This is a genomic window from Nonomuraea ferruginea, assembly GCF_039540635.1.
GTDB classification, from domain to species: domain Bacteria; phylum Actinomycetota; class Actinomycetes; order Streptosporangiales; family Streptosporangiaceae; genus Nonomuraea; species Nonomuraea ferruginea.
Window position 1 is genome coordinate 442,896 of sequence record NZ_BAABFD010000002.1, and the last position, 18,155, is coordinate 461,050.

An 18,155-nucleotide genomic window follows, 5' to 3' on the forward strand; every position below is an offset into this window, starting at 1 on the left:
CCGGGCGAAGGAAGGGCCGATGACCTCCGCGGTCACCGGCCCTGGCGCACGCATCGGGCGGCCACCGCCCCTCCACACGCATCGGGCCGGCGCGGGAGGACGGATCCTCTCCGGACACCGGCTGATCGTGCGGGCGCGGCGTCGTGGGGTGGCGTGAGAGGGTGGGCGGGTGATCGCGGTGCTGGGTGAGTGCGTCGCCGACGCGTTCGCGGAACGGCGGGCGGGTGAGCTGACGCTGCGGGTGCTGCCGGGCGGCGGGCCGGCGAACACGGCGGCGGCGCTGGCCAGGCTCGGCACGCCGGCGCGGTTCCTGGGGCGCATCTCGGGTGACGTGTTCGGGGAGCTGTTCCGGGAGCGGCTGGCCGGGGTGGATCTGACGTACGCCGTCGAGGCCCGCGAGCCGAGCACGCTCGCGGTGGCGGGCCTGGACGACGCCGGCAAGGCGCGTTACGGCTTCCACGCCGAGGGCACCGCCGACTGGCAGTGGACCGGCGCCGAGCTGGCCGGCCCGGTGCTGGACGGCGTGCGGTGCCTGCACACCGGGTCGCTGGCGCTGGTCAGGCCGCCGGGACGGGACGTGGTGGAGGCGTTCGCGGCGGCGGCCGCGCGGCGGGTGACGGTCTCGGTCGATCCCAACGTACGGCCGAGCCTCGCGACGCGGGAGGCGTACGCGGTCGAGCGGTGGTGCGCCTTCGCCGACATCCTGCGGCTCAGCGACGACGACCTGGCCTTCCTGCGGCCCGGCGAGCCGGTGGAGCGGGTGTGCGACGAGTGGCACGCCGCCGGGGCGCGGCTGGTGGTGGTGACGCGGGGCCCGGCCGGGGCGCTGGTGTCGCTCGGCGGGGCCCGGACGGAGGTGCCCGCGCCTCAGGTGGACGTGGTCGACACGGTGGGCGCGGGCGACGCGTTCACCGCCGGGCTGCTGCACTGGCTCGACGGGCGCGGGCTGCTCGGCGGCCGGTTGGACGGGCTGGATCCGGCCACGGCGCGGGAGGCGGCGGCGTTCGCGGCGAAGGTGGCGGCGCTGGCCTGCACGGTGCGGGGCGCCGACCTCCCCCGTGACGCCGGTGCGGTGGCGGGCCGCTGAGCGTCAGCGCGGGCGGGCCAGCGCGTCGCGGACGTCCATGAGGGCGAAGCCGAGCAGGTTGAGCCCGCGCCAGGTGGCGGGCGAGGCGGCGGCCGGGTCGTCGGCGGCCAGCCCGATGCCCCACACCCGGTCCAGCGGGCTGGCCTCGACCAGCACCCGCCCGCCGGTGGTCAGCAGGAACTCCTTCAGCTCGGCGTGCTGCCCGAACTTGGCGAGGTTGCCCCGTACCACGATCTCGTAGCGGTGGGCGGCCCAGGTCTCCTCGTCGAAGCCGCCGACGGCGCGCCCGAGCTTCTTCGCCTCGCCGGGATGGGCGGCGGCGAGGATCTTCTCGGCGGCCACCTCGTCGCCGAACAGCAGCGCCTTGTGCGCCATCATGTAGTGCTCGGCCGATCGGTAGTGGCGCCCGTCCTCGGTGAAGCCGGCGGGCCACCACTGGCTGAGGCAGCCGCGGCCGGCCGTGCCGTCGCGGGCGGGCTGGTGGCCCCAGAAGTAGAGATAGCGCGGCGGTCGCCCGGCCAGCTCTGCGGCCACGGCTTCGGGGACTGACCGGGGAAGCTTCTCGGACATGGCCTTACTGTGTCACAGCCTCCCTGTGTCACACCCGCGTCACACCCGCGCGACGGCATGCCCGTGCGGCGAGGGGCGCGGTTTGCCACAGGGGTGACCGGGGCAGACGAGGTGCTACGGACGAACCGGGAGTTTCCATGGCCGAGTATGAGGCGACGCGTGGCATGCCTGCCGAAAGTGGTGTGGTGTTCGGCGTGGCGTCCGACGTCACGCTGATGAACAGGTGGCTGCCGCACGGACTGTGGGTCCGCGGCAGCGGGCCGAACACCGTGGAGGCGGGCGGCGAGGTGGTGCCCGGTGAGGGCGAGCATGAGGGCCTGTTCCGCGCCCAGCGTGACCAGCTCAGGGTGGAGTGGGGCGGCCGTGATCATCCGGACTATTCGGGCTGGCTGCAGGTTTCGGACGCCGACAGCGGCACGAGTGAGGTGACGGTGCACATCTCCTTGCTGGACGAGCCGGAGGAGGAGACGCCGCGCGAGCGTGCCGACGAGGTGCGCGGCATGCTCGACGAGTCGCTCTCGCGCCTGCAGGACGAGATCGGTAACCGCCTGAACAACTCGGGCTGAATGGATGGAGTGGCTGCTCATCCTGCACGCGGCGGCCGCGTTCTGCGCTCCCTGGCTCGTCCGGCGGTTCGGACGGGACGCGCTGCTGCTGCTCGCGGCGGCACCGGCGGCCGGCTTCGTCTACACCCTGCTGGGGCCGGAGGCGTCCGTCCGTCCGTGGGCTCCGGCGCTCGGCATCTCGCTGGCGTTCCGCGCCGACGCGCTGGGCCTGCTGATGATGGCGCTGGTGACCGGCGTCGGCGCGCTCGTCATGGTCTACAGCTCGCGCTACTTCTACCGGGGCGACGAGGGCCTGGGGCGGTTCGGCGCGGCCATGACGGCGTTCGCCGGCGCCATGCTGGGCCTGGTCACGGCCGACGACCTGCTGCTGCTGTACGTGTTCTGGGAGCTGACGACGGTCTTCTCGTACCTGCTGATCGGGCATCACCCGGAGAGCCGGTCGAGCAGGCGGGCCGGCATGCAGGCGCTGGTCGTCACCACCCTGGGCGGGCTGGCGATGCTGGCCGGGTTCGTGATGATCGGGCAGTCGGCGGGCACCTACCAGATCTCCGCCATCCTGGCGGACCCGCCCGAGGTGGGGCCGGTGGCGCTGGTGCTGGTGCTGGTCGGGGCGCTGTCCAAGTCGGCGATCTTCCCGTTCAGCGCGTGGCTGCCCGCGGCGATGGCCGCCCCCACGCCGGTGTCGGCTTACCTGCACGCGGCGGCGATGGTCAAGGCGGGCGTCTACCTGCTGGCCCGGCTGGGCCCGGCGTTCGGCGACGCGACGGTGTGGCGGGCGGTGGCGGTGCCGCTGGGTGCGCTGACGATGCTGCTGGGCGGCTGGCGGGCGCTGCGGGAGACCGATCTGAAGAGGCTGCTCGCGTACGGGACGGTCGGCCAGCTCGGCTTCCTGATCGTGCTGTTCGGCGCCGGCACCGGGGCGACCGCGCTGGCCGGGGTGGCGATGCTGCTCGGGCACGCGCTGTTCAAGGCGACCCTGTTCCTGGTCGTGGGGGTGGTGGACCGCGCGGCGGGCCGGCGTGATCTGCGCGGGCTGAGCGGGCTGGGCCGTTCGATGCCGTGGACGTGCGCGGCGGCGGTGCTGGCCGGGGCGTCGATGGTGGGGCTGCCGCCGCTGGTCGGGTTCGTGGGCAAGGAGGCGGCGCTGGAGGCGCTGCTGGCCGACCCGTTCGTCCTGGCGGCGGTGGTGGCCGGGTCGGCGCTGACCGCCGCCTACACGCTGCGGTTCCTGTGGGGGGCGTTCGCGGACAAGCCGCACAGGAAGCGGTCGAAGCTGAAGCGGCCGCTGGTGCTCATGGTGGCGCCGGCCGTGCTGCTGGCCGGGCTCGGGCTGGTGCTGGCGCCGCTGGCGGGCACGTTCGAGACGGCCATGTCCGGCTACACGGCCTCCTTCCCCGACCCGGGGCACGGCACCCACCTGGCGCTCTGGAGCGGGGTGGGGGCGCCGCTGCTGCTGTCGGCGGCCACACTGGTCGTCGGCGTGCTGCTGTTCCTGGCGCGCGAGCCGGTGGCGCGGCTGGGGTCGGCGATGCACATCACCGACTCCGGCGTGGCGTTCTGGAACGCGCTGCGCCGCACCGACCTGGCGGCGCTCCAGCTCACCGGCATCGTCCAGCGCGGCTCGGTGCCCGACTACGTGCTCCTCACGCTCGCCACCCTGGCCGGCATCGGGACGCTCGCCCTGTCCTACGGTCCTCCGCTCGCGCTGGACGCGCCGGTGACGGGGTGGCAGCGGCCCGAGCAGCCGCTGCTCGCCGTGCTGATCGCGGCCGCGGTCGTGCTCGCCCTGCGTGCCCACAGCTATCTGCTGCTGGCCATCTCCTGCGGCATGACCGGGTACGGGGTCGCGCTGCTGTTCCTCGCCCACGGCTCCCCCGACCTGGCGCTGACCCAGTTCCTGGCCGAGACCCTCAGCATGGTCATATTCGTGCTGGTGCTGAGACGCGTGTCGAACCCGCCGGTGCCGGCCAGGCTGCCTTTCGCGCTCCGGCTCGGCATCGGTCTCGTGACCGGGGCGGTGGTGGTCGTGGCGGGCATCCTGGCGATGGACGCCCGGCAGGCCCCACCGGTCGGCGACCTCATGGCCGGGGCGGCGGAGCGGGCCGGGGCCGGCAACATCGTCAGCGCCCTGCTGCTCGACATCCGGGCCTGGGACACGATGGGCGAGAGCACCGTGATCCTGGTGCTCACGCTGGGCGTCACCAGTCTGGTGTACCTGCGCCGCACCTCGTACGCGATCGACAGGCGGCCGGCGCCCCCGCGTCCCGGCCGGCCCTGGCTGGCGTCGGCGCTGCCGGAGGAGCATCGGTCGCTCGCGTTCGAGGTGGCCGCCCGCCTGACCTTCCACACGGTCCTGCTGCTCTCGGTGTTCCTGCTGTTCGTCGGGCACGGGCGGGTCGGCGGCGGTTTCGCGGGCGGGATCGTGGCCGGGCTGGCGATCACGGTCCGCTACCTGGCGGGCGGGCGCGACGAGCTGGCCAGGGCGGTGCCGGTGCACCCGGGGGTGCTGCTCGGGGTCGGGCTCACGATGTCGGTCGGCACGGCGCTCATCGGGATGGCGTTCGGCGGTGAGGCGCTGCGCATGCTGGCCGCCGACGTGGCGGTGCCGCTGGTCGGCACCCTGCACCTGTCCACGGTGCTGCTGTTCGACCTGGGGATCTATCTGACGGTGGTGGGAATGGTGCAGGACGTGTTGCGGGCGCTCGGCGCCGAGGTGGACGAGCAGATCGAGGCGCGATGACGATCTCGCTGGTGCCGCTGGCCGTGTGCGGGCTGCTCGTCGCCGCCGGGATGACGCTGCTGCTGGAGCGGAGCCTGGCCCGGGTGCTGGCGGGCGTGATCCTGCTCGGCAACGGGGTGAACCTGCTGATCCTCACCACCGGCGGCGACGCCGGCGACCCGCCGCTGCTCGGCCGGGCCGAGCCGGACCAGATGGCCGACCCGCTCCCCCAGGCCATGGTCCTGACCGCGATCGTCATCACGCTGGGCGTCACCGCGTTCCTGCTCTCCATGGTGCACCGGGCCTGGCAGCTGCGCGGCTCCGACGAGGTGAGCGACGACACCGAGGACCGCTGGGTGCGGCTGCGCGCCCGGCGCGGGCAGCTGGGCGAGCGGGTGCGCGCCCGGCAGGCGGAGTACGACCGGCTGGTCGCCGAGCAGCGCGCCGAGTTGCACGCCGAGCTGCGTGACGAGCCGACCAGGGGTGAGCGGATGGCGCACCGGCGGGCCGACCGCAGGCGCCTCAAGGCCCGCCAGCGGGAGGCGCGCAAGCAGATGCGGCGGGCCATCAGAGCCGAGCGGGAGCGCCAGGCGCTCGCGCTCGACCCCGAGCTGGAGGGCGACGAGTAGTGGAGGCGCTGATCCCGGTCCCGGTGCTGCTGCCGCTGCTGGCGGCGGGCATCAAGCTGGCCATCGGCGCGCGGCTGCGGCATCTGCAGGGTGTCATCAGCATCTTCGCCCTGGCCGTCAACCTGGTGGTGTCGGCGGTGCTGCTCGCCCAGGTCGACCAGCACGGGCCGATGGTGGCGCGGATCGGCGGCTGGGAGACGCCGATCGGGATCTCGCTGGTCGCCGACCGGCTGTCCGCGCTCATGCTGGTGACCTCGTCGGCGGTGACGCTGTGCGTGATGGTGTACTCGGTGGTCAGCGCCTACGACCGGCAGGAGGACGTCGCCCCGATGGCGATCTTCCACCCGGCGTTCCTGGTGATGCTGGCCGGGGTGGCGAACGCGTTCCTGACCGGTGACCTGTTCAACCTGTTCGTGGCGTTCGAGATGCTGCTGAGCGGGTCGTACGTGCTGCTCACGTTCGGCGGGACCCAGTCCAGGATCCGGGCCGGGGCCACGTACACGGTCATGGCGCTGATGTCGTCGATGCTGTTCCTCATCGCGCTGGCGATCGTGTACGCGGCCACCGGGACGCTGTCGATCGCCCAGCTTGCCGTGCGGTTCGCGGACCTCACGCCGCAGGTGAAGCTGCTGGTGGAGCTGTTCCTGCTGCTGGCGTTCGCGATCAAGGCGGCGATCTTCCCCGTGTCGGGCTGGCTGCCGGACTCCTATCCGACCGCGCCCGCGCCGGCGACGGCGGTGTTCGCCGGGCTGCTCACGAAGGTCGGCGTGTACGCGATCTTCCGGCTGGAGGCGCTGCTGTTCCCCGGCGGGCCGGTGGGGACGCTGCTGCTGTGGGCGGCGCTGGCCACGCTGCTGCTGGGCGTGCTGGGCGCGGTGGCGCAGACGGACATCAAACGGATGCTGTCGTTCACGCTGGTCAGCCACGTCGGCTACATGGTGATGGGGGTGGGCCTGGCGACCGTGGCGGGGCTGGCGGGCGCCGTCTTCTACGCGGTGCACCACATGACCGTGCAGACGAGCCTGTTCCTGGTGGCGGGGCTGATCGAGCGGCGCTCGGGCACCACGTCGGTGAACCGGCTGGGCGGGCTGATGCGGAAGGCGCCGCTGCTGTCGGTGCTGTTCTTCGTGCCCGCGATGAACCTGTCGGGCATCCCGCCGATGTCCGGCTTCCTGGGCAAGCTGGCGCTGATCCAGGCCGGGCTGGAGGTCGGCGGCGCGCTCCCCATCGCGCTGGTCGCGGCCGCGCTGGTGACGAGCCTGCTCACGCTGTACGCGGTGGCGAAGGTGTGGGGCAAGGCGTTCTGGCGGGAGCCGCAGGGCGAGGGCGAGAGCCGGGCGGACGCCGGTGAGGAGCAGATGGAGCGGAGCGCGGCGAACACGCCGGGCCTGTACGGGCCGGTGACGGCGCTGGTGGTGCTGGGGCTGGCCTACACGGTGCTGGCCGGGCCGCTGTCGTCGCTGACCGAGCGGGCGGCCGACGAACTGCTGGCGCGGCAGCCGTACATCACCGCGGTCCTGGGGTCGGGATGACGGAGCCTTCGGAGGCCGGCCCTCAGGAGCCGGAGCGGCAGGGGAAGACGCGCGACCGGCTGGCGCCGCGGCTGTTCGGCCGGCCGGTGCCGCTGGCGCTGGTCTGCTGGCTGGCGCTGATCTGGATGATGCTCTGGGGCGATCTGTCCTTCGGCACCCTGGTGGGCGGGCTGATCGCCGGAGCCGTGGTCACGTGGCTGCTGCCGCTGCCGGTGCTCGATCCCGGCATCCGGTTCCGGCCGCTGCCGTTCGTCCGGTTCCTGGCCTGGTTCCTGCTCGACCTGGTGACCTCGACGGCGCGGGTGGTGTTCTGGGTGCTGCGGTCGCCGTCGCCGCCGACCGCGATCGTGCCGGTACGCCTGCGCACCTCGTCGGAGGCCATGACGGTCATGATCATGATCGGGGTGACGACGGTGCCGGGCAGCCTCGTGCTGGGAGCCGACCGGGAGCGGCGGGAGCTGACCATCCACGTGCTCGGCCGGTCCGGCCCCCACGCGGTGGTGGCGGCGCTGACCCAGGACGAGGTGACCGCGCTGGAGACGCGGATCGTGGCGGCGTTCGGTACGCGCGCCGACCGGAAGGAGCTCGGATGACCACGGTGTATCTGGTGACGCTGGTGCTGCTCGCCGTCGGCGCGGCGGGGGCGCTCTACCGGCTGGGCAGGGGCCCGACCACGCTGGACCGGGCGGTGTCGGTGGACATGATCACCTCGCTGGCCATGTGCGGCGCGGGCGCGTACGCCGCCGTCTACGGCGACTACTCCGACGTCCCGATCCTGCTGGTGCTGTCGCTGCTCGGGTTCGTCGGGACCGTCTCGCTGGCCCGCTACTTCCCGGAGGGGAACGAGTGAACGTGCTGGACGTCGCGGCGGCCGTCTGCCTGCTGGCGGGGGCGGCACTCGCGCTGACCGCCGGATGGGGCATGGTGCGCTTCCGCACCACACTCGACCGGATGCACGTCGCCACCAAGCCCCAGGTGCTCTGCGTGCTGCTGGTGCTGCTGGCGATGTGGCTGCGCCAGCCGACCTGGGCCACGGCAGGGCCGTTGCTCATCGTCGCCGTGGCCCAGATCATCACCGTGTCGGTGGCCGCGTACGTGGTGGCGCGGGCCGACTACCGCCGGTCAGACGCCGGCGGCGGCTCCTCCTGAGCGGCGGCCGTCGCTCTCGTCCGGCGCGGTGTCGTCGGGGCGGGCGGACCGGTCGAGCGCCGGCTGGCCGAACCACGCCCAGGCGGCCAGCGCCGCCACCCCGCCCGCGGTGACCCACGCCAGCGTGGAGTGGAACAGGAAGTCGACCACCAGCATCGTCGCGGACGTCATCGACAGGGCCAGCGCGAGGGCGCCCGCGAGACCGTAGTGGTTGGAGCGGCGGACCAGCTTCTCCTTCAGCCCCTGGCGGAACAGCACCCGGTGCTGGTTGGCCGGGGCGATGTAACAGATCGAGGCGCACGCCGCCGACACCAGCGCCACGAAGAACAACCACCGGTCGAACGCGCTCAGCCGCTCGAAGCCCTGCGAGAACGGCACGGTGAGCAGGAAGGCGAACAGCACCTGGACACCGGTCACCGCGACGCGGGCGCCCTGCAGTAACTCGACGAAGTTGCGATCGGCGCGTTCCTGCCGGGTCTCCTTCTCCTGTTCCGGCACCTGTTGCACGAGGACCGCCTCCCACCTGTTCCAATACATCTCGAAAGTCAAGGGGGTACTGCCAACGTCAAGGGATCGCAAACTCCCCGCCCGCCAGGAACGTTCCGACCACGCGGGCGAACTCGGCGGCCTGGTACTCCAGCGGCACCATGCCGCCGGCGATGACCGCGGCCGGCGCCCCCAGCCGGTCGGCCAGCGGGCGCAGCTCGGGGAAGGCGAAGGGGTCCTCGGCGGCGCCCACGCACAGGACCGGGCAGCGGATCAGGCCGAGCCGGTCCTCCATCCGGTAGGCGGCGACAGCGCGGTGCCCGCCGGTCAGGCCGGGCCGGGCGGCCAGCGCGTCGCGGACGAAGCGGGCCAGCAGGTCGGGGCGGCCCGGCGGGTAGAAGCCGGCCCGGCCCGCCCACAGCTCGACCAGGTGGGAGCCGTCCTCCCGCTCGGTCACGTGGTCCACCTGCGGCCGGCCTTCACGCCGCCGGCGCGCCTCGGCGTCCACCAGCGGCGTGGACGACAGCACCAGCCTGCTCACCCGCCCGGGGGCGCGGGCCGCCACCTCCACGGCGATCACCCCGCCCGTGTGGTGCCCGGCGACCGCGGCCGTCTCCAGGCCGAGCGCGTCCATGAAGGCCAGCACCCCGTCCGCGTACGCCTCGATCGTGTGCTCGGCCGGCGGCGCGGAGGCGCCGAAGCCGAGCGTGTCCATCGCGATCGCCCGGTGGCCCGCCCCGAGCAGCGGCAGCACCTCGCGGTACTCGTCCCAGGAGCGGGGCGTCTGGTGCAGCAGCAGCACCGGCTCGCCGGTGCCGCACTCGGCGTAGTGGATCTGTCCTAAAGGGGTGCGGGCGTAGCCGAATCCGATCATAGGCACCATCCTCCGTCAGGGGCGGCGGATGTCCTAGACACCGTGGTGTCGCCCAGGCGGCGCCGGGTAGGCGTCAGGCATGCTGGATCAGGGACAGAGCTGGGCGGAAGCGGCGGTGCTGACGGTCAACGCCGGCTCGTCGAGCCTCCGCCTCGACCTCGTCGACGGCGGCGTGGTCGTCGACGGCGCGCGTTCCCAGCGGGCGGTGGAGCCGGGGTCCGCGCGGTCGGAGGTGTCGGAGTTCCTGGGCCGCCACCTCGACAGGGACGTGGGCGCGGTGGCGCACCGGCTGGTGCACGGCGGCGAGCTGGTGACCGCGCCGGCGGTGGCCGACGACCACCTGGCGGCCGCGCTGCGCCGGATCACCGATCTTGCGCCGCTGCACCTGCCGCCGGCGCTGGACCTGCTGGACGCGGCCCGCGAGCTGCTGCCCGCGGTGCCGCACGTGCTCTGCCCCGACACCGCCTTCCACGCCGGGCTGCCCGACGCGGCCGCGGTCTACGCCCTGCCCAAGGCGTGGCGGGAGAGGTACGGGCTGCGCCGCTACGGCTTCCACGGCCTGTCGTACGCGTGGGCGACCGACCGGGCGGCCGAACTGCTCGGCCGTCCGGTCGCGGAGCTGGACCTGGTGCTCGCCCACCTGGGCGGTGGCGCGTCGGTGTGCGCGGTGTCGGGCGGGCGCAGCCTCGACACCTCGATGGGGTTCACCCCGCTCGACGGGCTGCCGATGAGCAGGCGCTCCGGCGGCGTCGACCCGGGCATGCTGATGTGGCTGCTCGACGGCCGGCTGAGCGCGGACGAGCTGCGCCACGGGCTGGAGCGCGAGTCGGGGCTGCTCGGCCTGTCCGGCGGCCGCTCGGGCGACACCCGCGACCTCGTCGCCGCCGAACGCCACGGCGACGAGGAGGCGGCGCTGGCCCTGCGGGTGTTCTGCCACCGGGTGAGCCGGGAGATCGCGGCCGCGGCGACGTCGCTGGGCCGCGTCGACGCGCTGGTGTTCACCGGGGAGATCGGCTGGGACCAGCCCGAGGTGCGCGAGGCGGTCTGCCGCCGCCTGCGCCTGCTCGGGGTCGAGCCGCCGGTGGGCGGCAACCGCGCCGACGACGGCCTGATCAGCCCGGCGGGCACCGCGGTGCCGGTGCTCGTCGTCGAACCGCACGAGGAGCTCCAGCTGGCCCGCGAGTGCCTGCGCGAGCTGTACGGGCCCGAGATCGAGGTCTAGCCGCGGCCGAGCGCCCGCATGGCGGGCAGGGCGCGGTCGTCGAAGCCGAACAGGGCCTGGTTCTCCCAGGCGTTGCCGGTGGACGGGTCGGCGGGGTCCCAGCCGTTGCCCGGCACGCCGGTCCAGGTGGCCTCCCAGGCGAAGACGCCCAGGCCGAGCCGGTCGGGGACGTTCCGTACGATGTCGGAGACCTTGCTCAGCAGGGCGGCCTGCCCGGCGGGGGTGGCCTGGTAGCCGGGGTACGGCTCGGGCGACAGGATGAGGTTCTCCCAGCCGTCGTCGTCGGCGGTGGTGAACGGGTAGCCGGTCTCCACGACGGCCACGGGCTTGCGGTAGCGGGTGGCGACGTCGTCGATGTTGGCCTGGAACGCCTCCAGGGTGCCGTGCCAGTACGGGTAGTACGACAGGCCGATCACGTCGTGGCGGATGCCGTGGGCGGCGGCGTTGTCGAACCACCACCGGTACAGGCCGTTGTCGCCGCCGTTGGCCAGGTGGAGCACCACGTCGGTGCGGCGGGAGACGTCCTTGACCGCGTCGTATCCGGCGTTGAGCAGCCGGGCGGTGTTCGCCCAGTTCTGGTTGCTCCCGTCGGGCCACAGCAGGCCGCCGTTGATCTCGTTGCCAACCTGGACCAGGTCGGCCGGGGTGCCCTGGCGGCGCAGCGCGTCCAGCACGTCGAAGGTGTGCGCGTACACGGCCCGGACCAGCTCGTCGAAGGGCAGGCTCGCCCAGGCGGCGGGCTTGAACTGCTTGCCGGGGTCGGCCCAGGTGTCGGAGTAGTGGAAGTCGACCAGCAGCCGGAGACCGGCCTTCTTGGCCCGCTTGGCGACGGCCAGGACCTGCGTCTTGGTGTTGTAGCCGTCGGCCGGGTCCACCCACACCTTGAGCCTGATGTGGGTGAGCCCGGCCTCGGCCAGGATGCGCAGCGCGTCGTCGCGGCGGCCGTCGGCGTGGCGGTAGACGCCGCCGAGCGCCTCGGACTTGGCGAGGCTGGAGACGTCGGCGCCGCGGACGGGCAGCCGCCGTTCGGCCTGGGCGGCGGGAGCCGCCGCGGCCAGGGTGGCGAGGCAGAGCAGAGCGACCAGTAACCGTCTCATGGGAGTGCTCTCCTAGGGGTGGGGGGATTGCTCCTCGACGACCGTCACGGCGCCGGCCGCGACGGTCACCGGCCCGTCGTGGTGCGCCCCGTCGAACACGCCCGTGCCGGTCACCCCCTCGACCGTCACCGGCTCGTCGCCGTGGTTGATGAGGAACAGGTGGCGGCCGCGCCGGACCAGTTCCAGCGTGTCGGGCAGGCCGCGCGGGCGGCTCACGCCGGCGCGGTCGAGCACCCCGGCCAGCAGCTCGCGCAGGCCGGTGACGGGGGCGGTGGCCAGGTACCAGGCGGTGCCGGCGCCGAGGTCGTGGCGGGTGAGCGCGGGATGCCCGGCGTCCGGCCCGGAGGCGAACTCGCGCTCGGCGACGGCCCCGGCCGGGTGGATCCGCTCGGACCAGATCCGTCCGTCGAGCCCGCCGGTGACGGCGACGGTCTCGTGCTCGCGCAGCGGGTGGAACTCCTCGATCGACAGGCCGAGCACCTCCCGCAGCGCGCCCGGGTAGGCGCCGGGGTGGATGGTGTCGTGCTCGTCGACGATGCCGGAGAAGTACGAGACGAGCAGGTTTCCGCCTGCTTCCACGTACCGGTGCAGGTTCTTGGCCGAAGCGTCGGTGAGCAGGTACGCGCTCGGCGCGACCACCACCCGATAACGCGACAGGTCGGCGGACGGGTGGACGAAGTCGACGGTGACGTGCTCCCGCCAGAGCGCCTCGTAGAAGGCGTCGGCCCGCTCACGGAACCGCAGGTCCACCGACGGCCGCCAGTCGAGCTCCAGCGCCCAGTACGACTCCCAGTCCCACACCAGGGCGACGTCGGCGCGCACCCGGCTGCCCCGCACGCCGGCGAGCCTGCGCAGGTCGGCGCCGAGCTCGACGATCTCGCGCCACTGCGCGGAGCCGGCGCCGGCGTGCGGCACCATCGCGGAGTGGAACTTCTCCGCGCCGAACCGCGAGGCGCGGAACTGGAAGAACAGCACGCTGTCGGAGCCGCGGGCGACGTGCGCGAGGCTGTTGCGGCGCATCTCGCCGGGCCGCTTGGCGAGGTTGCGCGGCTGCCAGTTGACCGCGCCGGCCGAGTGCTCCATGAGCATCCACGGCTCTCCCCCGGCCACCGAGCGCGCCAGGTCGGCGGACATGGCCAGGTCGATGTGGTTGTCCGGCTGCTCGGCCTTCAGGTAGTGGTCGTTGGCGACCACGTCGAGCTCCCGCGCCCACTGCCACAGGTCGGTCGACTTGCAGTTCACGGTGCCGGCGAAGTTGGTCGTCACCGGCACGCCGGGGGTGATCTCGCGCAGGATGTCGCGCTGCAGCGCGTAGTGCTCGCGGTGCTGGCCGTCGCTGAATCGGGCGAAGTCGAGCCGCTGGGCCGGGTTGACGGCGGTGTGGTTGTGGCGGGGGGCGTCGATCTGCGCCCAGTCGGTGTAGCGCTGCCCCCAGAACGCGGTGCCCCAGGCGTCGTTGAGCTCGGCCAGGTCGCGGTAGGCGCGGCGCAGCCAGTCGCGCCAGGCGGCGACGCTGTGCTCGCAGTAGCACTCGCCCAGCGGCGCCCCGTACTCGTTGTGCACGTGCCACATGACCACGGCGGGATGGCCGCGGTAGTGGGTGGCGAGCGCGCGCACCAGGCGGGCGGTGGCCTCGCGGAAGGCGGGCGCGCTGGAGCAGGCGTTCTGCCTGCCGCCGAAGCCGATCCGCACGCCGTCGCGGCCGACGGGCAGCGTGTCCGGGTGGCGGGCGGTGAACCAGGCGGGCGGCGCGGCGGTGGGCGTGGCCAGGTCGACCGCGATGCCGGCGGCGTGCAGCCGGTCGACGATCTCGTCCAGCCAGCCGAACTCGTGGCGGCCCTCCTCCGGCTCCATCAGCGCCCACGAGAACATGCCGAGGCTCACCAGGTTGACCCCGGCCTCGCGCATCAGGGCGACGTCCTCCTCGTGCACCTCGCGCGGCCACTGCTCGGGGTTGTAGTCCCCGCCGTAGGCGATACCGGCCGGACGCTCCGGATACATCCATCCCCCTTGTCGTACTTCTGTGAACGTGCACAGTAGCGCGCGTCACCGTTCTTGGAAACCGACCAGGAGACTAACGAGAACATAACGGGCCCTTGACCCCGCACTGATGGCTGATCCAGTCTGTGCACGTTCACAGAGAACATCTGGAGGTATGCATGCGTGCCACACGCCTCGGAGCCGCCTTGGCCGCAGCGCTCGCGGCCACCCTGACCCTGTCCGGATGTGGCGGCGGCGAGCCCGCCGGCACTCCGGAGGCGGCGCGGACGCAGTCTCAGGCCCCGCAGGGCCCGGTCAAGCTCACGTACTGGACGTGGGCTCCGAACATGGACAAGGTCGTCGAGGTGTGGAACAAGGCGCACCCCGACATCCAGGTGACGGTCAGCAAGCAGGCCGGGGGCGACGACGCCGCCGCCAAGTTCCTCACCGCGGCCAAGGCCGGCAACCCGCCGGACCTGGTGCAGGCCGAATACCAGCACCTGCCGTCGTTCGTGGCGGCCGAGGCGGTGGCCGACCTCAAGGCCGAGACGGAGGCGGTCAAGGGCGAGTTCGGCGAGGGCGTGTGGGGGCTCGTCACGCTCGGCACCGAGGGCGTGTACGCGGTCCCGCAGGACAGCGGCCCGATGATGCTCTTCTACCGCCAGGACCTGTTCGACGAGTACGGCATCGAGGTCCCGAAGACCTGGGACGAGTACGCCGAGGCGGCCCGCGCCGTGCGGAAGAAGGACCCCAAGGTCTACCTGGGCACCTTCTCCAGCAAGGACCCCGGCGCGTTCACCGGCCTCGCCCAGCAGGCGGGCGCCCAGTGGTGGTCGATCAGCGGCGAGGCCTGGAAGGTGGACATCGCCGACGCGCCCACCGTCAAGGTCGCCGACTACTGGGACGGCCTGGTCAAGGAGGGCGCCATCGACGACACGCCGTACTTCACCCCCGAGTGGAACAAGGCGCTCGCCGACGGCAAGCTGCTCACCTGGCCGTCGGCGATCTGGGCGCCGGGCACGCTGGAGAGCAACGCGCCCAAGGCCGAGGGCAAGTGGGCGATCGCCCCGATGCCGCAGTGGAACGCCGGCGAGAACCACACCGGCTTCTGGGGCGGCTCCTCCGTGGCGGTCGCCGCCAAGTCGCCGAACAGGGCCGCCGCGGCCCGGTTCGCCACCTGGCTCAACACCGACCCGGAGGCGGTCGGCGCGCTGGTGAAGGAGGCCGCGATCTATCCGGCGGCCACCAAGGCGCAGACGGCGCTCACCGAGGCGCCCGGCTACTTCGCCAACCAGCCGGACTTCTGGCAGCAGGCCGCCCAGGCCTCCGCCGGGGCGCGCGGCTTCACCTTCGGGCCCAACGTCGGCGTCACGTACAACGCCTTCAGGGACGGCTTCGACAAGGCGTTGCAGGACGGCAGCCCGTTCTCCGGCGCCGTCAGGGCGATGCACGAGGCCACCGTCGCCGACATGCGCAAGTCCGGGTTCTCGCTCGCGTCATGACGTACTCCGCGAAGAGGCGGCGCGCCGCGCGCCGCCCCTTGCTCGCCCCGTACCTGTTCCTCACCCCGGCGATCGTGCTGTTCGTGCTGTTCCTGGCGGTGCCGATCGGTTACACCGCCTACCTGGCGATGCGCCGGACCCGGGTGTCCGGGCTCGGGCTGGGGGGCGGGTCGCGGCGCGAGGTGTTCGCCGGGTTCGACAACTTCGCCGCCGCGATCACCGACGGCGAGCTGTGGGCCGGGTGGCTGCGGGTGCTCGGGTACGGCGCGATCGTGCTGGTCGTGATGCTGGGGCTGGCGCTCGTGTTCGCGCTGGCCCTGGACTCGGCCCGGGTGCGGCTGGCCCGCTTCGGCCGGATCGCGATCTTCCTGCCGTACGCGGTGCCCGGCGTGGCCGCGTCGCTGCTGTGGGGGTTCCTCTACCTGCCGTCGCTCAGCCCGATCCGGGCGGTGCTGGACGTGGACCTGCTCGGCGCGACCACGGTCACGTACTCGATGGCCAACGTGGCGGTGTGGGGCGGGACCGGCTTCAACATGCTGGTGCTCTACACGGCGCTGCGGGCGGTGCCGCGCGACTACTACGAGGCGGCGCGGCTCGACGGCGCCACCGAGACGCAGATCGCGCTGCGGATCAAGATCCCGCTGCTGATGCCGGCGATCATCCTGACCACCGTGTTCTCGATCATCGCGACGATCCAGGTGTTCACCGAGCCGACCACGCTGCGGCCGTTCACGAACACGATCAGCTCCACGTGGAGCCCGCTGATGAAGGTCTACCGGGACGCGTTCGTCACCGGTGACCTGTACGCGGCGGCGGCCACCTCGATCGTCATCGCCGCCGTCTCCTTCGTCCTGGCGTTCGGATTTCTGCGCGTGGTCCGCGACCGCGCCTTCGGGGAGGGCTGATGGCCGCCGTCACGACCCGCCGGTCCACCGGCCTGCTGCCGACCGCCGTGCTGCTGGCCGGCGCGATCTACTGCCTCTTCCCGGTGAGCTGGGTGCTGATCGCGGCGACCAAGTCGCCCGGGGAGCTGTTCACCACGCCGACCATGGCCTTCGGCACCGGCTTCCTCTCCAACGTGTCCGACCTGCTCGCCTACCGCGACGGGGTGTTCTGGCTGTGGCTGGTCAACACGTTCGTCTACGCGGGCGGCGGTTCGCTGCTGGCCACCGTGGTCGCCGCGGTCTCCGGGTACGCGCTGGCCAAGTACCGCTTCCCGGGCCGGGCGCTGATCTTCAACCTGCTGATCGGCGGCATCCTGGTGCCGGCCGTGGTGCTGGCCATCCCGCAGTATCTGCTGTTCTCGAAGGTGGGGATGGCGGACACGTACTGGGCGGTGCTGCTGCCGCAGATCCTGTCCCCGTACAGCATCTACCTCGCCCGGGTGTACGCGACCGCCGCCATCCCGGACTCGTTGCTGGAGGCCGGGCGGATCGACGGGGCCGGCGAGTGGACGCTCATGTCGCGGGTGGCGCTGCCGCTGATGGTGCCGGGCATGGTGACGATCTTCCTTTTCCAGTTCGTGGCCATTTGGAACAACTTCCTGCTGCCGTTCATCATGCTGGGCGACGACGGCAAGTTCCCGCTCACGGTCGGGCTCTACACGCTGCTGGCGGCCGGGGCCAACCAGCCGGCGCTGTACAACCTGATCCTGACCGGCGCGCTGCTGTCGATCATCCCGCTGATCGCGCTCTTCCTCACGATGCAGCGATACTGGAGGACAGACCTGTCCTCCGGAGCGGTGAAATGAAGCGCCCTACCATCCACGACGTCGCCGCTGCCGCGGGCGTGTCCCGCGGCACGGTGTCCAGGCTGCTCAACGGCGACCGCTACGTCAGCCCGGCCGCGCGGGCCGCGATCGAGCGGGCCATCACCGAGACCGGCTACGTCGTCAACCGCGCCGCCCGCAGCCTGGTCACGCAGCGCACCGGCTCCGTGGCCATGGTGCTGTCGGAGCCGGACCAGATGCTGTTCGAGGACCCCAACTACAGCACGCTCATCCGGGTGGCGATCCGCCGCCTGGCCGAGCGCGACATCTCGCTGGTGATGATGCTCGCCGGCAACGAGGGCGACCGCGACCGGGTGGTGCGCTACGTGCGCGGCGGCCACGCCGACGGCGTGCTCCTGGTGACGACCCACGCGGGCGACCCGCTGGCCGACGCCCTCGCCGCCGCCGCCCCCGCCGTCTCGTGCGGCGCGGTCATCGGGCGCGAGAACGTCATCCCGTACGCGGCCGCGGACGATCGCCTGGGCGCCCGGCAGATGACCGAATACCTGGTGAGCCGGGGCCACAAGCGGATCGCCATGATCACCGGCCCGATGGACACCCCCGGCGGCATCCAGCGCCTGGAGGGCTTCGCCGACGTGCTGGGCCGCAAGGCGTCCAAGAAGCTCATCGCGCACGGCGACTGGACCCAGGCCAGCGGCGAGCGAGCCATGGCCGAGCTGCTGGAGCGCACCCCTGACCTCGACGCGGTGTTCGTCGCCTCCGACCTGATGGCGGCCGGCGCCCTGACGACCCTGCGCGCGGCGGGCCGGCGGGTGCCGGACGACGTGGCGGTGGGCGGCTTCGACGACTCCTCGGTGGCCACCTCCACCCTCCCGCCGCTCACGACGATCAGGCAGCCGCTGGCGGAGATGGCGAACGCGACGATCACCCTGCTGCTGGCCCGGCTCGACGGCGCCGAGAAGCCCGAACCGGTGGTGCTCCCGACCGAGCTGGTGATCCGCGATTCCGCCTGA

Annotated in this window: 18 protein-coding genes; 13 read left to right on the top strand and 5 right to left on the bottom strand. The window is 72.9% G+C overall.

Features of this window, described 5'->3' with window-relative positions:
* Positions 1-169 precede the first annotated feature (169 nt).
* Complete coding sequence (locus ABD999_RS05395) at positions 170-1,087, top strand: carbohydrate kinase family protein (RefSeq protein ID WP_271275847.1); 918 nt, start codon at positions 170-172, stop codon at positions 1,085-1,087.
* 3 nt (positions 1,088-1,090) lie between these two features.
* Here the strand turns inward: ABD999_RS05395 and ybiA are convergent, their stop codons facing one another.
* A complete protein-coding gene (ybiA, locus tag ABD999_RS05400; protein ID WP_219549090.1) occupies positions 1,091-1,657 on the bottom strand; it encodes a riboflavin biosynthesis intermediates N-glycosidase in 567 nt (188 codons plus the stop codon).
* A gap of 137 nt (positions 1,658-1,794) precedes the next feature.
* On the opposite strand from ybiA, the gene ABD999_RS05405 reads away from it, so the two are divergent.
* The 7 genes from ABD999_RS05405 to ABD999_RS05435 are packed head-to-tail and all read left to right on the top strand — an operon-like array spanning position 1,795 to position 8,252.
* Entirely contained in the window at positions 1,795-2,223 is a 429-nt protein-coding gene (locus tag ABD999_RS05405; RefSeq protein WP_148032145.1) for an SRPBCC family protein, read from the top strand.
* Positions 2,224-2,227: 4 nt separating this feature from the next.
* Positions 2,228-4,963: a Na+/H+ antiporter subunit A gene (locus ABD999_RS05410; RefSeq protein WP_271275846.1), complete on the top strand. Its 2,736-nt coding sequence runs from the start codon at positions 2,228-2,230 to the stop codon at positions 4,961-4,963.
* The gene (locus ABD999_RS05415; RefSeq protein WP_219549082.1) at positions 4,960-5,571 is read left to right on the top strand and encodes a Na(+)/H(+) antiporter subunit C; all 612 of its coding nucleotides are present in this window, start codon (positions 4,960-4,962) and stop codon (positions 5,569-5,571) included. The genes ABD999_RS05410 and ABD999_RS05415 overlap by 4 nt, the downstream gene beginning before the upstream one ends.
* On the top strand, positions 5,571-7,103 hold the full coding sequence (locus ABD999_RS05420) for a Na+/H+ antiporter subunit D (protein WP_148032148.1): 1,533 nt from the start codon (positions 5,571-5,573) through the stop codon (positions 7,101-7,103). Before ABD999_RS05415 ends, ABD999_RS05420 begins: the two co-directional genes overlap by 1 nt.
* A complete protein-coding gene (locus ABD999_RS05425) occupies positions 7,100-7,696 on the top strand; it encodes a Na+/H+ antiporter subunit E (RefSeq protein WP_271275845.1) in 597 nt (198 codons plus the stop codon). The genes ABD999_RS05420 and ABD999_RS05425 overlap by 4 nt, the downstream gene beginning before the upstream one ends.
* Positions 7,693-7,953: an MrpF/PhaF family protein gene (locus ABD999_RS05430; RefSeq protein WP_148032150.1), complete on the top strand. Its 261-nt coding sequence runs from the start codon at positions 7,693-7,695 to the stop codon at positions 7,951-7,953. The genes ABD999_RS05425 and ABD999_RS05430 overlap by 4 nt, the downstream gene beginning before the upstream one ends.
* Positions 7,950-8,252 carry a cation:proton antiporter gene (locus ABD999_RS05435; RefSeq protein ID WP_148032151.1) on the top strand — a complete coding sequence of 101 codons (303 nt, stop codon included), beginning with the start codon at positions 7,950-7,952 and terminating at the stop codon, positions 8,250-8,252. Before ABD999_RS05430 ends, ABD999_RS05435 begins: the two co-directional genes overlap by 4 nt.
* On the opposite strand, the gene ABD999_RS05440 is transcribed toward ABD999_RS05435, so the two are convergent.
* Together ABD999_RS05440 and ABD999_RS05445 are read right to left on the bottom strand one after the other, a co-directional pair.
* Positions 8,226-8,789: a DUF6328 family protein gene (locus ABD999_RS05440; RefSeq protein ID WP_271275844.1), complete on the bottom strand. Its 564-nt coding sequence runs from the start codon at positions 8,787-8,789 to the stop codon at positions 8,226-8,228. The genes ABD999_RS05435 and ABD999_RS05440 overlap by 27 nt on opposite strands.
* Positions 8,790-8,817: 28 nt before the next feature.
* The gene (locus tag ABD999_RS05445) at positions 8,818-9,612 is read right to left on the bottom strand and encodes an alpha/beta fold hydrolase (protein WP_271275843.1); all 795 of its coding nucleotides are present in this window, start codon (positions 9,610-9,612) and stop codon (positions 8,818-8,820) included.
* 79 nt (positions 9,613-9,691) lie between these two features.
* Here ABD999_RS05445 and ABD999_RS05450 point away from each other — a divergent pair, with 79 nt between their 5' ends.
* Positions 9,692-10,834 (top strand): acetate/propionate family kinase, encoded by a 1,143-nt coding sequence (locus ABD999_RS05450; RefSeq protein WP_271275842.1) that lies wholly within the window; start codon positions 9,692-9,694, stop codon positions 10,832-10,834.
* On the opposite strand, the gene ABD999_RS05455 is transcribed toward ABD999_RS05450, so the two are convergent.
* Together ABD999_RS05455 and ABD999_RS05460 are read right to left on the bottom strand one after the other, a co-directional pair.
* Positions 10,831-11,931 (bottom strand): glycoside hydrolase family 53 protein, encoded by a 1,101-nt coding sequence (locus tag ABD999_RS05455; protein ID WP_271275841.1) that lies wholly within the window; start codon positions 11,929-11,931, stop codon positions 10,831-10,833. The two genes, ABD999_RS05450 and ABD999_RS05455, sit on opposite strands and share 4 nt — an antisense overlap.
* A 12-nt stretch (positions 11,932-11,943) precedes the next feature.
* Positions 11,944-13,932 carry a beta-galactosidase gene (locus ABD999_RS05460; RefSeq protein WP_271275840.1) on the bottom strand — a complete coding sequence of 663 codons (1,989 nt, stop codon included), beginning with the start codon at positions 13,930-13,932 and terminating at the stop codon, positions 11,944-11,946.
* 158 nt (positions 13,933-14,090) lie between these two features.
* On the opposite strand from ABD999_RS05460, the gene ABD999_RS05465 reads away from it, so the two are divergent.
* Genes ABD999_RS05465 through ABD999_RS05480 form a run of 4 tightly spaced genes read left to right on the top strand, consistent with a single transcriptional unit; the run spans position 14,091 to position 18,155 of the window.
* Entirely contained in the window at positions 14,091-15,413 is a 1,323-nt protein-coding gene (locus tag ABD999_RS05465; protein ID WP_271275839.1) for an ABC transporter substrate-binding protein, read from the top strand.
* A complete protein-coding gene (locus ABD999_RS05470) occupies positions 15,410-16,318 on the top strand; it encodes a carbohydrate ABC transporter permease (protein WP_271275838.1) in 909 nt (302 codons plus the stop codon). Before ABD999_RS05465 ends, ABD999_RS05470 begins: the two co-directional genes overlap by 4 nt.
* Positions 16,318-17,163, top strand: coding sequence for a carbohydrate ABC transporter permease (locus ABD999_RS05475; protein WP_148032158.1), 846 nt, complete (start codon positions 16,318-16,320; stop codon positions 17,161-17,163). The genes ABD999_RS05470 and ABD999_RS05475 overlap by 1 nt, the downstream gene beginning before the upstream one ends.
* A complete protein-coding gene (locus tag ABD999_RS05480; protein ID WP_271275837.1) occupies positions 17,160-18,155 on the top strand; it encodes a LacI family DNA-binding transcriptional regulator in 996 nt (331 codons plus the stop codon). The genes ABD999_RS05475 and ABD999_RS05480 overlap by 4 nt, the downstream gene beginning before the upstream one ends.

Bases quoted from the DNA above. Each gene is read 5' to 3' on its own strand.
- ybiA (WP_219549090.1), bottom strand. From the start codon at position 1,657: ATGTCCGAGAAGCTTCCCCGGTCAGTCCCCGAAGCCGTGGCCGCAGAG.
- ABD999_RS05405 (WP_148032145.1), top strand. From the start codon at position 1,795: ATGGCCGAGTATGAGGCGACGCGTGGCATGCCTGCCGAAAGTGGTGTG.
- ABD999_RS05410 (WP_271275846.1), top strand. From the start codon at position 2,228: ATGGAGTGGCTGCTCATCCTGCACGCGGCGGCCGCGTTCTGCGCTCCC.
- ABD999_RS05415 (WP_219549082.1), top strand. From the start codon at position 4,960: ATGACGATCTCGCTGGTGCCGCTGGCCGTGTGCGGGCTGCTCGTCGCC.
- ABD999_RS05425 (WP_271275845.1), top strand. From the start codon at position 7,100: ATGACGGAGCCTTCGGAGGCCGGCCCTCAGGAGCCGGAGCGGCAGGGG.
- ABD999_RS05430 (WP_148032150.1), top strand. From the start codon at position 7,693: ATGACCACGGTGTATCTGGTGACGCTGGTGCTGCTCGCCGTCGGCGCG.
- ABD999_RS05440 (WP_271275844.1), bottom strand. From the start codon at position 8,789: ATGTATTGGAACAGGTGGGAGGCGGTCCTCGTGCAACAGGTGCCGGAA.
- ABD999_RS05445 (WP_271275843.1), bottom strand. From the start codon at position 9,612: ATGATCGGATTCGGCTACGCCCGCACCCCTTTAGGACAGATCCACTAC.
- ABD999_RS05450 (WP_271275842.1), top strand. From the start codon at position 9,692: ATGCTGGATCAGGGACAGAGCTGGGCGGAAGCGGCGGTGCTGACGGTC.
- ABD999_RS05455 (WP_271275841.1), bottom strand. From the start codon at position 11,931: ATGAGACGGTTACTGGTCGCTCTGCTCTGCCTCGCCACCCTGGCCGCG.
- ABD999_RS05460 (WP_271275840.1), bottom strand. From the start codon at position 13,932: ATGTATCCGGAGCGTCCGGCCGGTATCGCCTACGGCGGGGACTACAAC.
- ABD999_RS05465 (WP_271275839.1), top strand. From the start codon at position 14,091: ATGCGTGCCACACGCCTCGGAGCCGCCTTGGCCGCAGCGCTCGCGGCC.
- ABD999_RS05470 (WP_271275838.1), top strand. From the start codon at position 15,410: ATGACGTACTCCGCGAAGAGGCGGCGCGCCGCGCGCCGCCCCTTGCTC.
- ABD999_RS05475 (WP_148032158.1), top strand. From the start codon at position 16,318: ATGGCCGCCGTCACGACCCGCCGGTCCACCGGCCTGCTGCCGACCGCC.
- ABD999_RS05480 (WP_271275837.1), top strand. From the start codon at position 17,160: ATGAAGCGCCCTACCATCCACGACGTCGCCGCTGCCGCGGGCGTGTCC.